Consider the following 17,054-nt stretch of genomic DNA (forward strand, 5'->3'; position numbering starts at 1 on the left):
TTTAAAGGACGCTGCTTTAATCAGCAGGCCCCACCCCGCGTTTATGCTGCGTTATGGTAACAACCATTGTGGCTGCGGTTCAGCCTTTGATAGCTGCCTTTTAAGAGCTGCATGGATATTTTAATACGCTTAGTTTATGTACGTGTGCAAAGCATCAGCACAACCCCGTTGGATGGGCCTTTCCAGCTGAAAATGAGCAAATAAAGGGGGATTTTGAGGGTTTCCGCTACTTAATTGTAATAAGGAAATTACAGTTGCTATGAACAATTTGTAAAATTTGAGAGTTATAATTGGGGACTTTCATCTAAAAAAATCATTTTATTGAGGAAAAATCTACTTATTAACCAAATTAATAAATTGAATTACAAACATGATTAACATGAAAAGATCCATTTTAGCGGTTGGCGTATTAGCCTTTTTAACTGTTACAGCTACACGTGTATCCGCACAAACTCAAGACACCACCCAAAAAACCACCACCACCACTACCACAACAACTACCGAAGGGGCAAGTGATGTAGTAGGGGCTTTAGCCAGCAACGCCGATTACACAACAGCGTTGAGTGCGGTTAAAGCTGCAGGGTTAGATTCTGTTTTGAAAACAGGTGGTCCGTATACGATTTTCGCACCTAACAATATTACGCTAAGCAACCTGCCCGCCGGCAAACTGGATAGCCTGATGAAAGATCCGGCTAAACTGGCTACCATATTAAAAGGCCATGTTGTTACCGGCAAATACGGCAAGGCCGAAATTATTAAAGCTTTAAACGCAGGTAAAGGCAAAGCTACACTGACCACTATTGACGGGCAAACGCTTACCCTTTCAGTAACTTCTGATAAAAAGCTGCAGCTGGCAAATGCTGCCGGTAACACGGCTCAGGTGATCCTTTTTGACCTGATAGGAGCCAACGGTATTGTAAATGGTGTTAACGGCGTACTTATGCCAACGAAATAATACCATACTTCCAGATAACGAGAAAGCCCGGTTTACCGGGCTTTTTTATTTTATCACTCGTTCAAATGATTTTCAAAATTTAGTAATGGTTGTGGAACTAACCTGAAAATTTCTAAACCTAATTTTAGTTTTTAAAAAAATTAAAAAGTTTTGCTGATTATTGAAATATTATTTTAAGTTTGACAAACTATTGATAATATGACCGTAATTAAGAAGCATCACTTATTAAGGAAGGATCTGATTAAGCACTTTTACTATAATAAAAGTCTTTCTTTGACCGAACTGAGCAAGCTCACACACAAAAGCCTGCCCTTAGTGACCAATACGGTTAGTAACCTGATAGACGAAGGTTACGTGCTTGAACATGGCCTTGCACCCTCAACCGGCGGCCGGCGGGGTTTGGCTTTTCTGCTAAACGGCCAAAAGCAGCGTTACATAGTTGCTGTAGCGGTAGACCAAATGGTAACCCAGGTAGTTATCTACGATCTGCTAAACAATATTAAGATGGAGCCCGAGAAAAAAGAGCTCGTGCTTAGCGATACGCCTTCATTAATTGACACCTTCACCGAATTTTTGCAAGATTACATCTCGCGCTCGGGTATTTCTATCCACCAGATACTGGGCATGGGTATTGGCATGCCCGGCTTTGTAAACGCCGAACAAGGGGTTAACCATACCTTTTTTAAAACAAAAGGCGGCGAGAACCTGGCGAAACACCTATCGGAACAGCTTGGTATGCCGGTGTTTATCGATAACGATTCAAGTTTGATAGCGCTGGCCGAACTAAAGTTTGGCGCCGGAAAAAATCTAAAGGATGTGCTGGTAGTAAACGTAGGGTGGGGAACCGGCCTGGGTATGATCGTAAACGGCAGCCTTTTCAGGGGCCACAGCGGGTACGCGGGCGAGTTTAGCCATATCCCTTTGTCGCAAAGCAATAAGATCTGTTCGTGCGGTAAGCGGGGCTGCCTGGAGGTAGATACGTCGTTGTTGGTTTTGCTCGAGCGCGCAAAATCTGAAATGGATTCGGGCGCCAGTTCAAGCATGGAGCAGGTTTACAAAAAAACGGGCACCCTGTCAGGCGACCATTTCCTGAACGCAGCCAGATCAGGCGACCCGCTCGCGGTATCCATATTGTCTGACGCGGCATTTTTAATAGGTAAGGGGATGTCAACCCTTATCCACATCATGAACCCCAAGCTGATCGTTTTAAGCGGCAGGGGCGCTATAGCAGGCAAAATATTAATGGCCCCCATACAGCAGGCCATCAACGAGTTTTGTATCCCCTGGCTTGCAGAGCAAACCGAGATACAGGTGTCAACCCTGGCGTCAGACTCAGAGCTTCTGGGCGCGGCAACCCTGGTTATGGAGAATTGCAACTTTAATTAACAAGCATATTAATCAACCCTATTATATAAACAACCAACCTTAGTATTTACCATTAAAACCTAAAAAATGAAACAAATGTACTTGAGGTGTATCGCGCTGTTGCTGTTTAGCATAGTATCAATGGCGGCATATGCACAAAAAACAGTTACCGGTAGGGTAACTGAAAAATCCGGGGAGCCGCTACCGGGTGTTACAGTGGCCGAAAAAGGCACAGCCAACGGCATGTCGACAACAGTAGACGGAAAGTTCAGCATATCTGTTAAGCAGGGTGCGGTGTTAAGCTTTTCTTTTATAGGTTACAAAACCAAAGAAGTTACCGTTGGGGCCGAAAACACCATCAATGTGGTGTTAGAGAGCGGTGATAACGCCCTTAATGAGGTGGTTGTAACGGCCCTTGGCATAAAAAGGGAGAAAAAATCATTAGGTTACGCGGTACAGGAGGTTAAAGGACAAACTTTATCTGATACCAAAGAACCTAACGTTGTAAACGCGTTATCGGGTAAGGTTGCCGGTTTGCAAATTACCCGGTCGGGTAACGGCCCGGGTGGTTCATCAAGGATCACTTTAAGGGGTAATAACTCGCTAACCGGGTCAAACCAGCCTTTAATTGTTGTTGATGGTATACCATTGGATAACTTTATCGGCGCTGCCAACAACGATTATTACAACCCGTCGTTAGATATGGGTAACGGTCTGTCGGATATCAATGCTGAGGATATTGAAAGCATGAGCGTTTTGAAAGGCGCGGCAGCGGCAGCGTTATATGGTTCAAGGGCCGGTAACGGTGCCATCCTGATCACCACAAAAACCGGTAAAACACAAAACGGCCTTGGTATCACACTGACATCTTCGGTTGGTATCGAAAGCATTTTTGCACGGGCTAAAACGCAGAACGTATTTGGCCAGGGTACAAATGGCATATACGATGCTACATCATCCAGCAGCTGGGGACCAAAAGCAACCGGGCAAAACGTAACCAAATGGGATGGCACAGAAGCGCCTTTGGCTACTTACGATAATATCGGTTCTTACTTTGGTAACGGGTTAACCTCAAACCAGGGCATATCTTTCCAGCAGCAATATAAATCTACATCGGTTTATACCTCTTACAACCGCCTTGATGATAAAAGCATCATCCCCGGCGCTAAGCTTACCCGTAACAACCTAATGGCCAGAACGGTAAGCAAGTTTGGCGCTGAAGACAAATGGACGGTAGATACCAAGGTTCAGTATATTAACTCGGCTGCCTTTAACCGCCCGCAGGGTGGCTCGAACGTGAGCAACAACTTTTATGCTTTATCGTTACTGCCAACCTCTATTAATATCCGCGATTTTAGCGCGCGTACCAATGAGGCAGGTAAAATGCTTTGGTGGCGCCAGGAAAACGAACTTAACCCTTACTGGGCCTCCAAATACAATTTGAACGAAGACATCAGGAACAGGTTTTTATTGAACGGATCGGTTAGGTACCAGTTTAACAGCTGGTTGAGCGCCGAGGCAAAAGGTGGGGCAGATACCTACACCACCAATACCACCAACATGACCTATTCGGGCGCTACGCCAACCTCTACCGGATCGTACGGTACCGGTAAAAGCACCTTTACCGAAACCAACTACAGCACCTTGTTAACTGCTAAAAAGGATAATATTTTTGGCAAATTAGGTGGTGTTATAACCGCGGGTGGCAACTTAATGAACCGCAAATCATCGTACCTGAGCGCTAACGTAGGAACGCTGCAAGTGCCTGACCTGTTCTCGTTGAACAACGGTACTTCCAGCGCAAGCATTAACGAAGGCATCAACCGTCATAACATTTATTCGGTTTACGGCTCGGTTGGCTTAAACTACGATGGCTACCTGTTCTTAGACGGTACCTTCCGTAACGACTGGTCATCGGCGTTGATCGCTGCAAACCGTTCTTATTTTTACCCATCGTTAAGCGGTGCATTTGTGTTTACCGAACTGATGAGCAAAAGCGCTAACGGCCTGCCATCATGGTTAACTTATGGTAAGTTAAGAGGGTCGTTCGCGGCAGTAGGTAACGATATGGAGCCATACCAGTTATATAACACTTACACTATTGGTAAAGACCCGCTGGGTAACACCACAGCAAGCCGTGGCGATGTGCTATATGACCCGTACGTGAAAAGCGAGCTGATCAAATCGTACGAGGCCGGTTTAGAAATGCGTTTCTTTAACAGCCGCCTTGGATTCGATTTCGCGGTATATAAATCAAACGCCACCAGGCAGCTGCTGAACTTACCAATGGATAACTTAAGCGGTTATTCGTTTAAAAAGATCAACGCGGGCGATATCGAAAATAAAGGTTTGGAGCTGATGGTTGATGGCAAGATACTGCAAAGCAGCACCGGCTTTAACTGGAATGCCATGGTTAACTTTTCTATCAACAGGAACAGGGTTAAGTACCTTACCGATGAAGTAACCCGTTACGGACTCGGTGGCTTCGACGATGTATCGGTTATTGCCGAAACAGGCCAGCTTTTTGGTGAGATCTATGGATCACGTTTCCTGCGGGTAAAAGATGCAAGCAGCGAATATAATGGAAAATTAATTTTAGATGCTACCGGTTTACCGCAGGTAGATCCTGAAAAAGCCCGCTTGGGTAACCAGCAGGCTACCAGCTTACTGGGTGTTACCAACTCGTTCTCGTACAAAAACTTCGACTTCTCGTTCCTGATCGACGCACGTTTTGGCGGGCAGGTGTTTTCTGGTACCATAGCTAATATGGAGCAATACGGTACATCAAACAAAACCGTTGTAAATGGGTCGAGGGATAATATGTTGGTTGACGGTGTAGTATTAAATACAACAACCAACAAATACGAACCAAACAAAGTAGAAACCAGCGCGCAAAATTACTGGGGCGTAGTAGCCGGCCATGGTAACATAGGTATAACAGAGGCAAACCTTTACGATGCTTCTAACGTACGTGTTAGAAACGTACAGTTAGGTTATAACCTGCCAAAAAGCCTGCTATCAGGCTCAGGTATCCAAAGGGCAAAAATAGGGGTGTCGGCAAATAACTTATGGTTAATATCAAGCCACATGAACGGTATGGACCCTGAATCTGTTTACGCAACCGGTACCAATGCAACCGGTTTTGAAAGCGGAAGCTCGCCTACCACACGTACATTTTTACTAAACTTAACTATAGGCTTCTAATTATAAAAAGACTAATTCATAAGAATATGAAAACGATATTTAAAAAATCATGCCTGCTGCTTACCGGTGTTTTGCTGGTAGCATCGTGCAAAAAATTCGACGAGATCAATAACGATCCGCTTAAAGCGAACGGAGACCAGGTACAAACGGAGTACTTTATCAATAACGCGATAGTTGGCGCGCAGCAAGACCCGGGATTATCTGAAAGGGTATTTATCCTTTACTGGGTTGTTGGCGGGCATACCCTGCAGGACGAGGATGGCGAAACCTTTTCTCGCGGCAGCTACGACGACGGCTGGACCTCGGAATACTACAGGCAGTCATCACAATGGCTGAATGCAGCCAACAGTGCTATTGAGGTAGGTACAGACCAAATTAAAAAAGGCACCTCAAAAGCATACACCAATAACCTTATACAGGTGGCCAGGATATGGAGGGCGTATTTAATGAGCGAGTTTTCGGATAGCTTCGGGCCTATGCCTATTGATGGTTTCCAGGGTAAAAACCCCGATTTTAAGGACGTAAAAACAGTTTACTATTATTTGCTGGATGAGTTGAAAGATGCATCTTCTAAATTAGACCTGAGCGTTGTAAACCCATCTGACCTTGCTAAAGAAGACCCGGCTTACGGATACAACTACGCCAAGTGGCGCAAATACGCAAACTCGATGCGTATGCGTTTGGCCATGAGGCTATCAGAGGTTGACCCTGAAAAAGCAAAAAGCGAGTTTGAGGCTGCAGCAGCAGGAAGCGATTTTATTACAGATGTTGCTACCGAAACCTTTAGCGTACAGGAAACCCCTAACAGCTACAATCCGCTTAGCAGCGTGTTCCGTAAGGAGTCGTCATGGATGGGGTTGCCGATATCTGCAACTTATAACAACCTTTCGGTAGGTTTAGGCAGCGTAAAATCTGCTGATCAGTTAGGTGCTGATTTTCAGTCGGCCATTAAACCAGCTGATTGGCTGGGCCAGAAATTCCCTGAGCAGTTTGCCACAAAAACAAACGATCCGGCGGCGGGATATTGGTTTAACGGTTTGCCTTATACCATAGATCCGCGCGCATATAAAATATTCAGCATCCCCGGCGATCTTACTAACCCCGTTTATCCGGGAATAGGGGATACATTTAAAGCTGCCGAGCGCGACCTGAAGAAACCAGGCGGTGGTGTAGCGAAAACATTGACCTCAAAATATACCTGGAACGCTAAAGCAGATGGCAACTGGGGGGCAAAATCAGCCTTGAACCAGGCTATTACAACTAACGGGTTTAAGCCGTTGTTAAACCTTAACTACCGTAACGGAAACAACAGAAGGGTATTTTTTGGCCCGTGGGAAACCTATTTCCTTTTAGCGGAAGCTTCGGTACGCGGCTGGGCTACCCCGGTTAGCGGCAAAACTGCTTACGAAACCGGTATCGCCAAAAGCTTTGAATACTTTGGCACCACAGCGTCTTTGAGCACTTACCTGGCATCTACCGAGTATAACCGTGTAGGTACATCTGTAAACTGGGACCACACCACCGAGCCCGGTGCAACGCATACCATGAAGTATGAAGACGGTATTACCGGCACAGCAGGCACCCAGGAAGTGGCCTATCCTAAAAACGACCTGTATAAAGCGGGTACCGTAAGAAACGACCTGTTAACAAAGATCATTACCCAGAAATTTATAGCGCAAACCCCGTGGTTGCCTTTAGAAACATGGAACGATCACCGCAGGTTAGGTTTGCCATTTTATGAAACGCCTGCGGTTGAGGATGTAATGCCCGACCTACCCGCGCTGAATAACACTAATTATAACACAAGCAACATAAAATTCTTTGCTCAGCGTATGAAATATCCTTCAAACCTAAGCAACAGTAATGTTAACGGTTACAACCAGGCTGTAGCAGCTTTGGGTGGGCCCGATGCCGTGTTAACACCACTTTGGTGGGCAAAGCACTAACAGTTTTGTTCTGAATAAAAAAGAGAGGCGCTTGGCGCCTCTCTTTTTTTGTAAGTATTTTTATGATTTTATGCTTTGCGACGCAGCAGCGCCTTATCCTGGTACCGGGTGTAAAAATAAAGGCTTATGGCAATCAGTATATAAATTACAATATTGAAGATGGTGTGATGGTCTGATATATACACGGTTGTATACCGCCAGTAAAGCGATAGCAATATAAATCGCGCCAGGTTAATCAACTGGATGCCTATTAAACCCGCTATAAGAAAGTAAAACTTAACCCTTAACTGCCCGGGGTAAGCAATTACAAACGCGGTGAAAAAACACATCACCCCAAAACCTAAACAATCATATCCCACATGTATAAGGTTATGGCCAACTACCAGCATTTGGTCGGCATTGGTTTTGGTTTGATAGCCAAGCAAATTCAAAATAGCCGAGCTGCTTTGTATCAGTACGTACCGCAGCCAGTCGATGAAATTCAGGTGCTTATCTAAAAACGGGGAATACAATTTCCCCGTGTGCGATGTAATGCCGAGGTATGCAAAGTAAAAGCCATAAAGTAAGCCAAACGCAACCGGCAGCGTAACAGCAAACTTTAACGCGGGGTTTATTCCGGCCTTATTCGGCTTCATTTTTTCGTTGTTTTAAAAGTTCGTCTATTTTGATATCAACTACCAGCCTAAACCAAAAGCCTTGCATAAAATGGAAAATGATACCCGTACGGCCATCAAGGATGCCAAGCTTAAAAATAAGGCGATAGCCGAAGTATAGCGCCGGCCGTAAGTAGCGGGGCAGTTTCCACCAGCGTTGCTTAAGCCAGGCGGTACGTTCATTTGGCGGACCCCAAAAATATGCCTTAACCGTTTGTTGCCTTAAACTAAGCAGGCGTTCCATTTCTTCAAAAGCCAGCAGGTCGCTGTATTTATTATGCTTCTCTATCCAAAAACTTATCTTGTTTTCCTTTAGGTTTTCTTCCAGTATATGGCCGTTCTTCCAGGTAATGGTTTTGCCCGGAACAACTAAACGGTGGTCCATATTCTCGTTAGTGTCCGAAAATCCGGTGCCGTATCGTATCATTTTTAACAGGTAGAACGGGTAGTAACCGCCATGTTTTATCCACCGGCCCTTAAAAAAATTTTTCCGGTTAAAATATATCCCGTTAATATCCTTGTGTTCATCCTCGCTAAAGTTTTTCAATAGCGTAAACAGTTCAGGTGTTACTATCTGGTCGGCATCCAGGCAAATCACCCATGGGGTTTTTACCTCGAAGGTCGTCAGGGCGAAATCCCACTGTTTGGGATGGTTTTCAAACGAGTGGTACAATATAGTTGCCCCCGCTGCTTCGGCAATACAAAGAGTTGCATCAGTACTGCCCGAATCAAGTATAAACGTTTCGGCATTTAACCCCGCTATCGAGGCCAGCAGCCTGGGCAGGTGCATCTCTTCGTTATAGGTAAGTATGATGAATGAATACCGCGGGTCCAATTTAATATCGCTTTAGTAAAATATATTTGAAAGTATAAGTTATTAGCCTGTTAAAAAAGTTTTATGATTGCGGCTTATGGGTTTTGATATTTTGGTACAGCCGGATGTATTGCTGCAGCAGCTCGTTACCGGTAAAGTCAGTCCGAACGCTCCGCGGCGCGGTTTCCCGTATCCTGGCTAAATCGGCGCCGTAATTGGTGGCTATTATATTTATCATCGCGCTTACCGAGTCCGCGCTTGTTTTACATATCCAGCCCAGCTTATTGTCCGCAACGTAATCTGCAAGGCCCACTTGCCCGCTTATCAGCACTGCTGTACCAACACTCAGGCTTTCAATTACCACATTTCCAAAGTTCTCGTCGTGCGAGGGCAGAACCAGCAGGTCGTGCCTCTGCAGCAGGTCAAATTTGTTGTCGCCGTAAAAACCAGCCCATGTTATTTTAGCGGCTATCTCGGGGTTGGTTACCGATGCCTTTAACCGCGCGATATAAGCTTCTTCGCCGGTACCCGCAATGGTAAGGCTAAAAGGCACTTTAACGTTGTTAAGTGCTTCAAGTAAAATATCGAGCCCTTTTTTTTCCTCGATGCGCGAAAAAAACAGCAGCTTCAAAACCTCGGGGCTATCGCGGTGATCCGCGGCAATAGCGGCATCCAGCTTTACGTAATTGGGTATGGTGGTGATGGTTAAAGGCTTCGCGAGTTTAAGTATGGCCGTGCTTTCGTTTGCCGAGGTAACGTGGATATGGCATTTAGATAAAAGCCGTTTGCCTAACAGATCATGAATAAGCTTTTTTTTGCCGGAGTTTTTATTGGTGAAAGCATAATTACTTAAGGTACCCCTGGGCGACAATACAACCGGTACGCCTTTTTTTAAAGCGATAAGACACGAAAATATCGATACCAGGTTCCACCAGGCGTGTATATGTATCACATCAAACTCGTCGGCACGTTTCCACACGGCTTTTAATAATGCCGGCGAAAAATGCGTATGGTCTTTGGTAAGGCGTGTAAAATAGGTTACGGGTACTCCGTCAACAGCGGCTGGCTTGTTAGCTTCAACGGGCAATTCGGCAGGCCCGTTTGCAGTAGTAGCAAATACCTCGGCATTTACACCCGATTTAACCAGGGCCTCGCACAGCATAGCCACCGACATGGTAGGGCCCCCGTAAATATAGGCTGGTTTATACGCGGCAATAATGTGCAGTACTTTCAAAACCGTTTTAAAATATTGATGCGCAATAAAACTTTTTGAATGATGAACATGGTTACATAACTCCAGAATACCGAGTTTATTAAAAACTCGAAGCTTAACCCGCGCCATAATATTTGAAACAGCCCGCTGAATATTAATGCCGTACCTAAAATATACCCGCCAAAAAGCCGCTCGGCTTTTATAGAAATTAGCTGCGATATTGCCCCGTAGGCAAATAAAAACAAAAATATACCAGTTGCCCCGCCTGATAAATACGCGTCGACAATAAAAGCGGGCTTGGCAGATACAGTGGAAAGGGGGTTAACCACGCCGGCAGCATATACCCGTTCCATCACCAGTTCTTCGGTAATTGGTTTGCCCGGCCAAAACACACGCGGAACGATCACAATAGCGGATTGCTTTAACAGTTTTGTGCCGTAAAAGTCGATATTTTTGGGAGTGGACTGTACAAAGGTGGTGAACATGTCAATTTCGCTTAAGCGGAATGCAAAGAACGACCAATTGGAGTTGTCGGTATTATTCAAGGCCGCATCAATTGCTATTTGCGACGACTCTTCGGCATCGGCCTCGCCCGACCAGGCATTTTCGCGAAAGTTATTTACATAGGCCGGCAAAAAAATGAAAGAAATAAATAACGCCGGGACAAACACCGCGATGACAATTTTTTTATAGTTGGGGTATAAAAAGATAGCCAGCACCAGGATGCTGATAATAATAGGTTCTTTGAAACCCGAAAGAAACGCCTGATAAAGGTTAAAGAGGTATAGCACCGAACAAATGATGGTGTTCAGCGATTTTTTTAACGGGATGGCAAAGGCCAATGCCAGTGTGCCTGCAATAAAACTTAACGAGCTGAATTGAAAATAAAACTGAGATAAGCCCGGCACCTTAGTAAAGATGATGGAAACCGGAAAACTTACCAAAGCGATTTTAAGCAGTAAGTTAGCCAGCGTGTTTTTTTCAATGTAATACCTGTTTTCATCGGGATATTTCATGAAACTGAGGATGCCTGTAACGAAAGCGGCATGGCCCAGGCTGTAGTACCGCTGGCATTGCGCCGTTAACATTAGCCTGTCCTGATCGATGAGCAAATGGGTATTTGTTTTTTGGAAATCTGTATAACCCAACACATCCATAAAGTAAAATATGGAGGTACAGCACATAAACCCGGCAAATATAATTTGCTGAATAAACAGCGGGCGCATAAGCTGCTCGCCAAAGCGCCTGTCGTCGGGGATTGGCTTTACCCAGCCGGTTAAGGTGATGAAAAATATCAAAAACGAACCTGACCAGGCTATCAGGTATGATAACACCGGGTCCGACTGGAATAACAAAGCCAGTAACCAGGGTAAATACAACACCAGATACCTTTCAAGCCCTTTTTTATTCATCAGATAAACCGGGTATGCAAAATAAATTGCCGCTTACTATGGCGGCTGAATTGATCACCGGCTCGCAGCCTACAGGTGTTATTTGATACAATTTATAATTAAGCGACTGTAAAAAGTTATAGCAATCATGAATGCTTTGCCCGGTGCCGGGCCAGTAGTTGCTGTCGTATTCAAAAATAATGCGGGGCCTGTGCTTTTTCAGGGTATTGGTTAATCCACGCAGAACGTGATATTCAAAGCCCTCTACATCAATTTTTATCAGGCTAACGTTTTGCAGGCCCATAACCTCGGGGATGTTATCGCCAACTTTTACGGTTACAGCTTGTTTGGTATTGCCAAAGGTGTTGTTCAAACTAAAGGTGCCCTGGTTCCAGGCGCGGTCATCTATGCTGAATTCGGTCTCGCTTGCGGTATCAGATAACGCATAAGGGAAAACCGTTACATTACCGGCTTTATTTAGGGCCAGGTTTTTCTTTAATTTATGCTGCAGGTATTCCAGCGGTTCAAACGCATACACTGTGCCTTCAGCGCCCACACATTGCGACATGCGGACGCTTTGCAACCCAATGTTGGCGCCTATATCAATTGCGGTATCGCCGGGCTTTAACGATATCCGTATCAGTTTGCCTGTTTCGGCTTCGTAAGTGCCCGTGCTTAAAATGGTCCACTCAATATAATTATCGGCGGTGGTATAAATGGCTATGTCTTCGGTGTTCAACCAAATAATACCATCCTTTATATTTTGTTTGAGATCGTTTGAAGGATTCAATAAATGCGACAGGCGTTCTTTACCGGGCAGGTTCCAGTTGCGTATAAAACTCAGTTTAATGCGGTCGCTTCTTTTCATTCGGTTAATTTATTTTCGATGGCTTCGGCAATCTTTTTAAAGTTCCAATCTGCTATAATTTTACCGGAATTTTCTCCAAATTTTTCAAGAATTTTCTTTGATCTTGTAAGTTCGGTTAAACAAGTCAGCAAACTGTTTTCATCGCCGCTTTTAAATATGTATCCGTTGTAGCCCGGCTTTACCAAATCAATGGCGCAGCCAACTTTATCAGCTACTAAAACTGCCTTTCCGCCGGCCATCGCCTCGTTCACTGCAAGTCCCCAGGTTTCGCCCGGCCCTTTTGATGGCAGGCAAAATAGGTTGCACGCCTGGTAAATAACGGGCATTTGCTGCTGGTTTTGAAAATCAATAAAATGAACGTGCTTGTTTCCAAAGGCTTTATCCTCCAGATACTGCTTCAGGTTTCCGCTGCCGGCAAATAGCAAATGTACATTACCAGGGGGTAAGTTTAAAAAAGCGTTTAACAATAACCCCGGCGACTTTTTTTCTTCCAGCTTACCGGCAAAAAGCACCAGTATATCATCGGCATCGATCCCAAGGTCATGCCTTAACTTTAGGGCCCCGGCCGTTCGGTTATCGGCAAATCGTTCGTTATCAACGGCATGCGGCGCAAAAGTAAGCCTGCTTAATTCAAAGCCATACGCCTCAAAATATCGCCTGTTGTTAGTACCAACGTAGAAGGCATGGTCGGCATGTTTGTAAACCCATTTCAAAAAAAGCGACCTGATAGCGGATTTTAAACCGCTACGCTCATCAAGCAGGGTAGAGTCGCCCCTGAAATAAACCGGTAGTTTATTTTTGAAATGCCGCATAACCCCGAGGTGGCTGCTATAAGCCCATCCGAAAACTAATAGGGCATCGGGTTGCCATGCAGCTACCTGGCTGTTAAGCGCGGGGTTTATAATACCCTTAAAATGGTGCGAACCGGGATCGGTTGACGTATTTACGACCCACTCATAAGGGTAACCATCCAATAACGGGATATCCCACTCAATTATTCGGTTAAAACCGGGGTCGTGCTTTTGCATGGCTCCATCGCCCCAGGTATAAAACACCTTGACGCTTATATTGCCACGCTGATGCAACAGCCTGAAAACCGGCGCATAGTATTGTATGGGGTGAGTGGTTATAATGGCTAAGCGTTTCATGTTAAGTGCTTGCTTATCACGCTGTCAAACACACGGCATTGGTTTAAGGTCATTTGCTCCGCCGAATATTTTTTGATGGCATTTGTATTGTAGTGCTGCAACAAAGGCTGATGACCGATCAGGTTTAAAAAAAAACCGTCGATGTCTTCATCGCGGATGTTTTGGTAATCATAAACATTGTGCACTCCGTACTCCCGCAATACTGTAATGGCCGGGCTAAACGGGTTAAAAATGGCCAGCAAAGGCTTTTGAGTTAACAGATACGGGTATATTTTTGATGCCGTGTAATGCGGATCGTCAGAGCCCGGGATAAACAGGCCATCGGCACTTTGCAGGGTAGCGAGGGTGTGATAATAACTTATCCTGTCGGTTATTTCTACTACCTGGCTTTGTACATCATACTGTTCTGCAAGGGGCATTATGGTTGCCTTGCCTTTACCTGCCGAGGCGTAGCTTGTGCCTATGAAATATAGCCTCAGCTTGCCGTAAAGCTCAGGATTTTTGCCGACGCCTTGCCGCAAAACCTTAAAAACCGGCGCAATGGCCTCGTGCATATCTGCACCGCCCCGGCCTGCGTAAACTATATTGATGCAGCCATCTTGTAAAAGGTTGCTGAATTTATGTTGATGATCCCGGGCGATGTCCAGATCTTTATCGAACGCGCCAAATGTAATGGTTTCGGCAGGCAGGTACCTGATTGATGGGTAACGTCCTTTAAGGGTGGAGATATAGGCATCCGAAACACTTATCAATCCATCCGCGTGTTTTATCGCCATCGGCTCAAGGTATTTGTTCAGGCGATACGAAAACCAGTATTTCGGCGGCCTTTGCGCCGCAGGCTTATCCCGGTAATAATCAGAATGCCATGGGTCTTGCATATCAATAACATAGGGGATGCCAAACCGCTTTTTCCAGTGCGGCCCTAAAATACAAACAGGGAACTGTGTGGTCGAGAAATAGATAAGGTCAAACCGCGATGTTTTAAGCAACTGGTCAACTTTTTTGCGGTAAAACCAAAGCGAACGCAAAGCTATACTCCCTAAGCCTAATTTCGACGTCCATTTTTTTTTCAGCGCCTTTACTTTGTGGATCTTTATTTCCTGAGGGACACTTTGCAGCAACAGATCATCTTTTGCCATATCCACATATCGCTCATCAACCGTTACCACCTCAGCGTCCCAGCCAAACGCAGCAAAATAGGGCAGGCTCATGCGCACGCGCTGCATATCCGCGGCGTTTACCGGGGGGAAATAAGGCGAAATAATAAGCACCCGTTTCAAGCGGTTATGGTTTTTTTTATGATCGTTAAAAATTTTTTGCTTTCCGTTTCCCAGTTAAGGTATTCATGGGCAGCCCCTATCGAAGCTTTTTTTGCCTCTTTAAGCGCTTGCCGGTTTTGTTGATAAAATAAAAGCACATCGGCCAAAGATCGGGGGGCGGTATTTTGATACAGTTTACCAACAGCAGGATAGGTGCTCAATAACGCGGTTTGGGCAGTAGTATCACTGGCAACCACTGCAAGCCCCGCCTGCATATAGGTAAATATTTTGTTAGTTAGACAAATATCGCGGTTGTATGGCGTGCTGGTTTCGGTTGCCAGCCCTATGTCAAATTGCGATGCAAAAAAAGGCAGTTCATCCGGGTGAACGGGCGCATGAAAATGCAAATAGCCGGGATCGCGCAATTGCTGTTTAAACCGGTTATCGCAATAACCTAACAGATGCAGCTCGAAACCGCCATCAAGCATAGATAACGATTCTATAACATTTTCTAAACCACGGCCGGGGCCAACCGTTTGCGAAAACCAAAATAGCTTGATCGGGGTGGCATCATTTTTATCATTGCCTGCTGTTAAAGTCATTTTATTGAACACATTTAACAACGTTTGGGGCTTGGATAAAGGATAAAGCTGCCGGTAAGCAGCGGCGATCTGCGGGCTGCCCGCGGTTAAATAATTTACCTGGGGGATGTACCTATCTTCTACCCAGGTTTTTAAAATAACATCCGCATCGGTCTCGTCATCGGTAACTTCTTTACGATGAAAATCCTCTGCATCAAACCCGCAGGGCTTTTGATGTTTTTTAGCTGCCTTTACTGTAGCGGGCAAAGCGCCCAGGTTATGCCCGATATATAGATCGGCGTGGTGCTTTTTGGCCTCGGCCTGCAAAAAATAACTTGCGCGCGCAACGGCGGCATCGGCAAAGTACCTTAACCTGAATTTTTTTGCCAGCGCGGCGGCCACCCTGAATATAACGCGACTTATAAAATAAGTGACAGCATTTTGGTCGGGATGCCCGGCGGCCCTTACGGCTTTCCATTTTTTTGAAGCAAGCAACTGCTCATCTGTTTTGGTAGCCCAGTGGTTCCAGTAAGCATAAATTACCAGCACATCATACCCGTGTTGGGTGAGTGTATCAGCTTCTTTAACCAGCCGGGGGTTTAACGAGGGCTGTCCCGATGTTATGATAACTATCTTAGCGGCCAATATTATTTGCAGTTAATTCAAGATAAGTTTTGGCTATCCTGCCGATATTGAACTTATCCCTGGCGTGTTCACGGCATGCCGTGCGATTTATTGTGCTGAGTTTACCAACAGCTTCGATCATTTGATTTTTGGTAGTTCCCACATTACCGGTAACCTCCTCGTCTACAACCTCGGGCACGGCGCCGCGATCGAATCCGATAACGGGCGTACCGCAGGCCATTGCTTCTATCATTACAATACCAAATGGCTCGTCCCACTCAATGGGGAATAAAAGCGCCTTCGCTTTTCCCAGGTAATTGTCTTTTTGCCGGTCATTTAGTTCGCCAAGGTATATTATCTGTATATTATCTATCTGCGGTTCAATTATTTCTTTGTAATAGGCATAATTATCAGCGGTAGCTGGGATGTTGCCACCTATCCATAGTTTTGACGACGTGGCCTTAGCAACCTCGATAGCGGTATGCAGGCCTTTAATTTTGTCCAGCCGCCCCAAAAACATAAGGGGGGCGTGTTCATCAAATTCTTCGGTTAATTTGTATTCCGAAAAATTGACGGCGTTATAAACGGTGGCCCATTTACCGCTTACGTTACCTGTTGATACGCAATAGTTGCTGCACCCGGTGAACACTAAATTTTTGGCCGGCAGCGAAGTTATCAGTTTTATCCCCTTCACCGATACCTCGCGCTGGTACGACATGATCTTATGTGCCGGTTTGTTAATTACCGGCAAAAGATATATCAGCCGGCCAAAATTGTGGATAAGATCGAATTTTTGGTGGTTGCGCCACAAAAACTTCCAAACAAATAAAATTTCCTTATAGCCGGCAACTTTAGAGCGTTTTGTATTATCGGCCCCAAAAGTAATTGTAGTGCCGCTGCAATGCGAGCCTGTTCCGGCAAGTAGGGTAACCTGGTGCCCCTGTTTATGATACTCTTCGGCCAACAGGTAAACAATACGCTCGATCCCTCCATATAAAAGCGGGGGCACAGGTATTCCGGGATTCATGATCAG

General features: G+C 45.3%; 13 protein-coding genes. 4 read left to right on the top strand and 9 right to left on the bottom strand.

Translation table 11 applies throughout. The features are described 5' to 3' along the window. Window positions 1-379: 379 nt before the first annotated feature. From GWR56_RS12545 to GWR56_RS12560, 4 genes are all read left to right on the top strand, one after another. Window positions 380-955 carry a fasciclin domain-containing protein gene (locus GWR56_RS12545; RefSeq protein WP_162431579.1) on the top strand — a complete coding sequence of 192 codons (576 nt, stop codon included), beginning with the start codon at window positions 380-382 and terminating at the stop codon, window positions 953-955. Between the two features lie 198 nt (window positions 956-1,153). Beyond that, window positions 1,154-2,341 (top strand): ROK family protein, encoded by a 1,188-nt coding sequence (locus tag GWR56_RS12550; RefSeq protein ID WP_162431580.1) that lies wholly within the window; start codon window positions 1,154-1,156, stop codon window positions 2,339-2,341. Between the two features lie 66 nt (window positions 2,342-2,407). After that, a complete protein-coding gene (locus GWR56_RS12555) occupies window positions 2,408-5,524 on the top strand; it encodes a SusC/RagA family TonB-linked outer membrane protein (protein WP_162431581.1) in 3,117 nt (1,038 codons plus the stop codon). Window positions 5,525-5,550: 26 nt separating this feature from the next. After that, window positions 5,551-7,470 (top strand): SusD/RagB family nutrient-binding outer membrane lipoprotein, encoded by a 1,920-nt coding sequence (locus GWR56_RS12560; protein ID WP_162431582.1) that lies wholly within the window; start codon window positions 5,551-5,553, stop codon window positions 7,468-7,470. A 68-nt stretch (window positions 7,471-7,538) separates the two neighbouring features. Here the strand turns inward: GWR56_RS12560 and xrtY are convergent, their stop codons facing one another. The 9 genes from xrtY to GWR56_RS12605 all read right to left on the bottom strand — a co-directional run bounded on the left by xrtY (window position 7,539) and on the right by GWR56_RS12605 (window position 17,048). Continuing rightward, a complete protein-coding gene (gene xrtY, locus GWR56_RS12565) occupies window positions 7,539-8,105 on the bottom strand; it encodes an exosortase Y (protein WP_162431583.1) in 567 nt (188 codons plus the stop codon). Further along, on the bottom strand, window positions 8,092-8,958 hold the full coding sequence (locus GWR56_RS12570; protein WP_162431584.1) for a glycosyltransferase family 2 protein: 867 nt from the start codon (window positions 8,956-8,958) through the stop codon (window positions 8,092-8,094). Before GWR56_RS12570 ends, xrtY begins: the two co-directional genes overlap by 14 nt. A 61-nt stretch (window positions 8,959-9,019) precedes the next feature. Continuing rightward, window positions 9,020-10,171 carry an XrtY-associated glycosyltransferase XYAG1 gene (locus GWR56_RS12575; RefSeq protein ID WP_162431585.1) on the bottom strand — a complete coding sequence of 384 codons (1,152 nt, stop codon included), beginning with the start codon at window positions 10,169-10,171 and terminating at the stop codon, window positions 9,020-9,022. After that, window positions 10,168-11,562, bottom strand: coding sequence for an exosortase Y-associated Wzy-like protein (locus GWR56_RS12580; RefSeq protein WP_238395229.1), 1,395 nt, complete (start codon window positions 11,560-11,562; stop codon window positions 10,168-10,170). The genes GWR56_RS12575 and GWR56_RS12580 overlap by 4 nt, the downstream gene beginning before the upstream one ends. Continuing rightward, window positions 11,555-12,409 carry an FkbM family methyltransferase gene (locus GWR56_RS12585; protein ID WP_162431586.1) on the bottom strand — a complete coding sequence of 285 codons (855 nt, stop codon included), beginning with the start codon at window positions 12,407-12,409 and terminating at the stop codon, window positions 11,555-11,557. Before GWR56_RS12585 ends, GWR56_RS12580 begins: the two co-directional genes overlap by 8 nt. Beyond that, window positions 12,406-13,557, bottom strand: coding sequence for a glycosyltransferase family 4 protein (locus tag GWR56_RS12590; protein WP_162431587.1), 1,152 nt, complete (start codon window positions 13,555-13,557; stop codon window positions 12,406-12,408). The genes GWR56_RS12585 and GWR56_RS12590 overlap by 4 nt, the downstream gene beginning before the upstream one ends. Then, entirely contained in the window at window positions 13,554-14,828 is a 1,275-nt protein-coding gene (locus tag GWR56_RS12595) for a glycosyltransferase (RefSeq protein WP_238395361.1), read from the bottom strand. The genes GWR56_RS12590 and GWR56_RS12595 overlap by 4 nt, the downstream gene beginning before the upstream one ends. A gap of 5 nt (window positions 14,829-14,833) precedes the next feature. Next, complete coding sequence (locus GWR56_RS12600) at window positions 14,834-16,042, bottom strand: glycosyltransferase family 4 protein (protein WP_162431588.1); 1,209 nt, start codon at window positions 16,040-16,042, stop codon at window positions 14,834-14,836. Next, on the bottom strand, window positions 16,032-17,048 hold the full coding sequence (locus GWR56_RS12605) for a glycosyltransferase (protein ID WP_162431589.1): 1,017 nt from the start codon (window positions 17,046-17,048) through the stop codon (window positions 16,032-16,034). The genes GWR56_RS12600 and GWR56_RS12605 overlap by 11 nt, the downstream gene beginning before the upstream one ends. Between the last annotated feature and the right edge of the window lie 6 nt (window positions 17,049-17,054).

This window comes from Mucilaginibacter sp. 14171R-50, assembly GCF_010093045.1.
In the GTDB taxonomy this organism is placed as follows: domain Bacteria; phylum Bacteroidota; class Bacteroidia; order Sphingobacteriales; family Sphingobacteriaceae; genus Mucilaginibacter.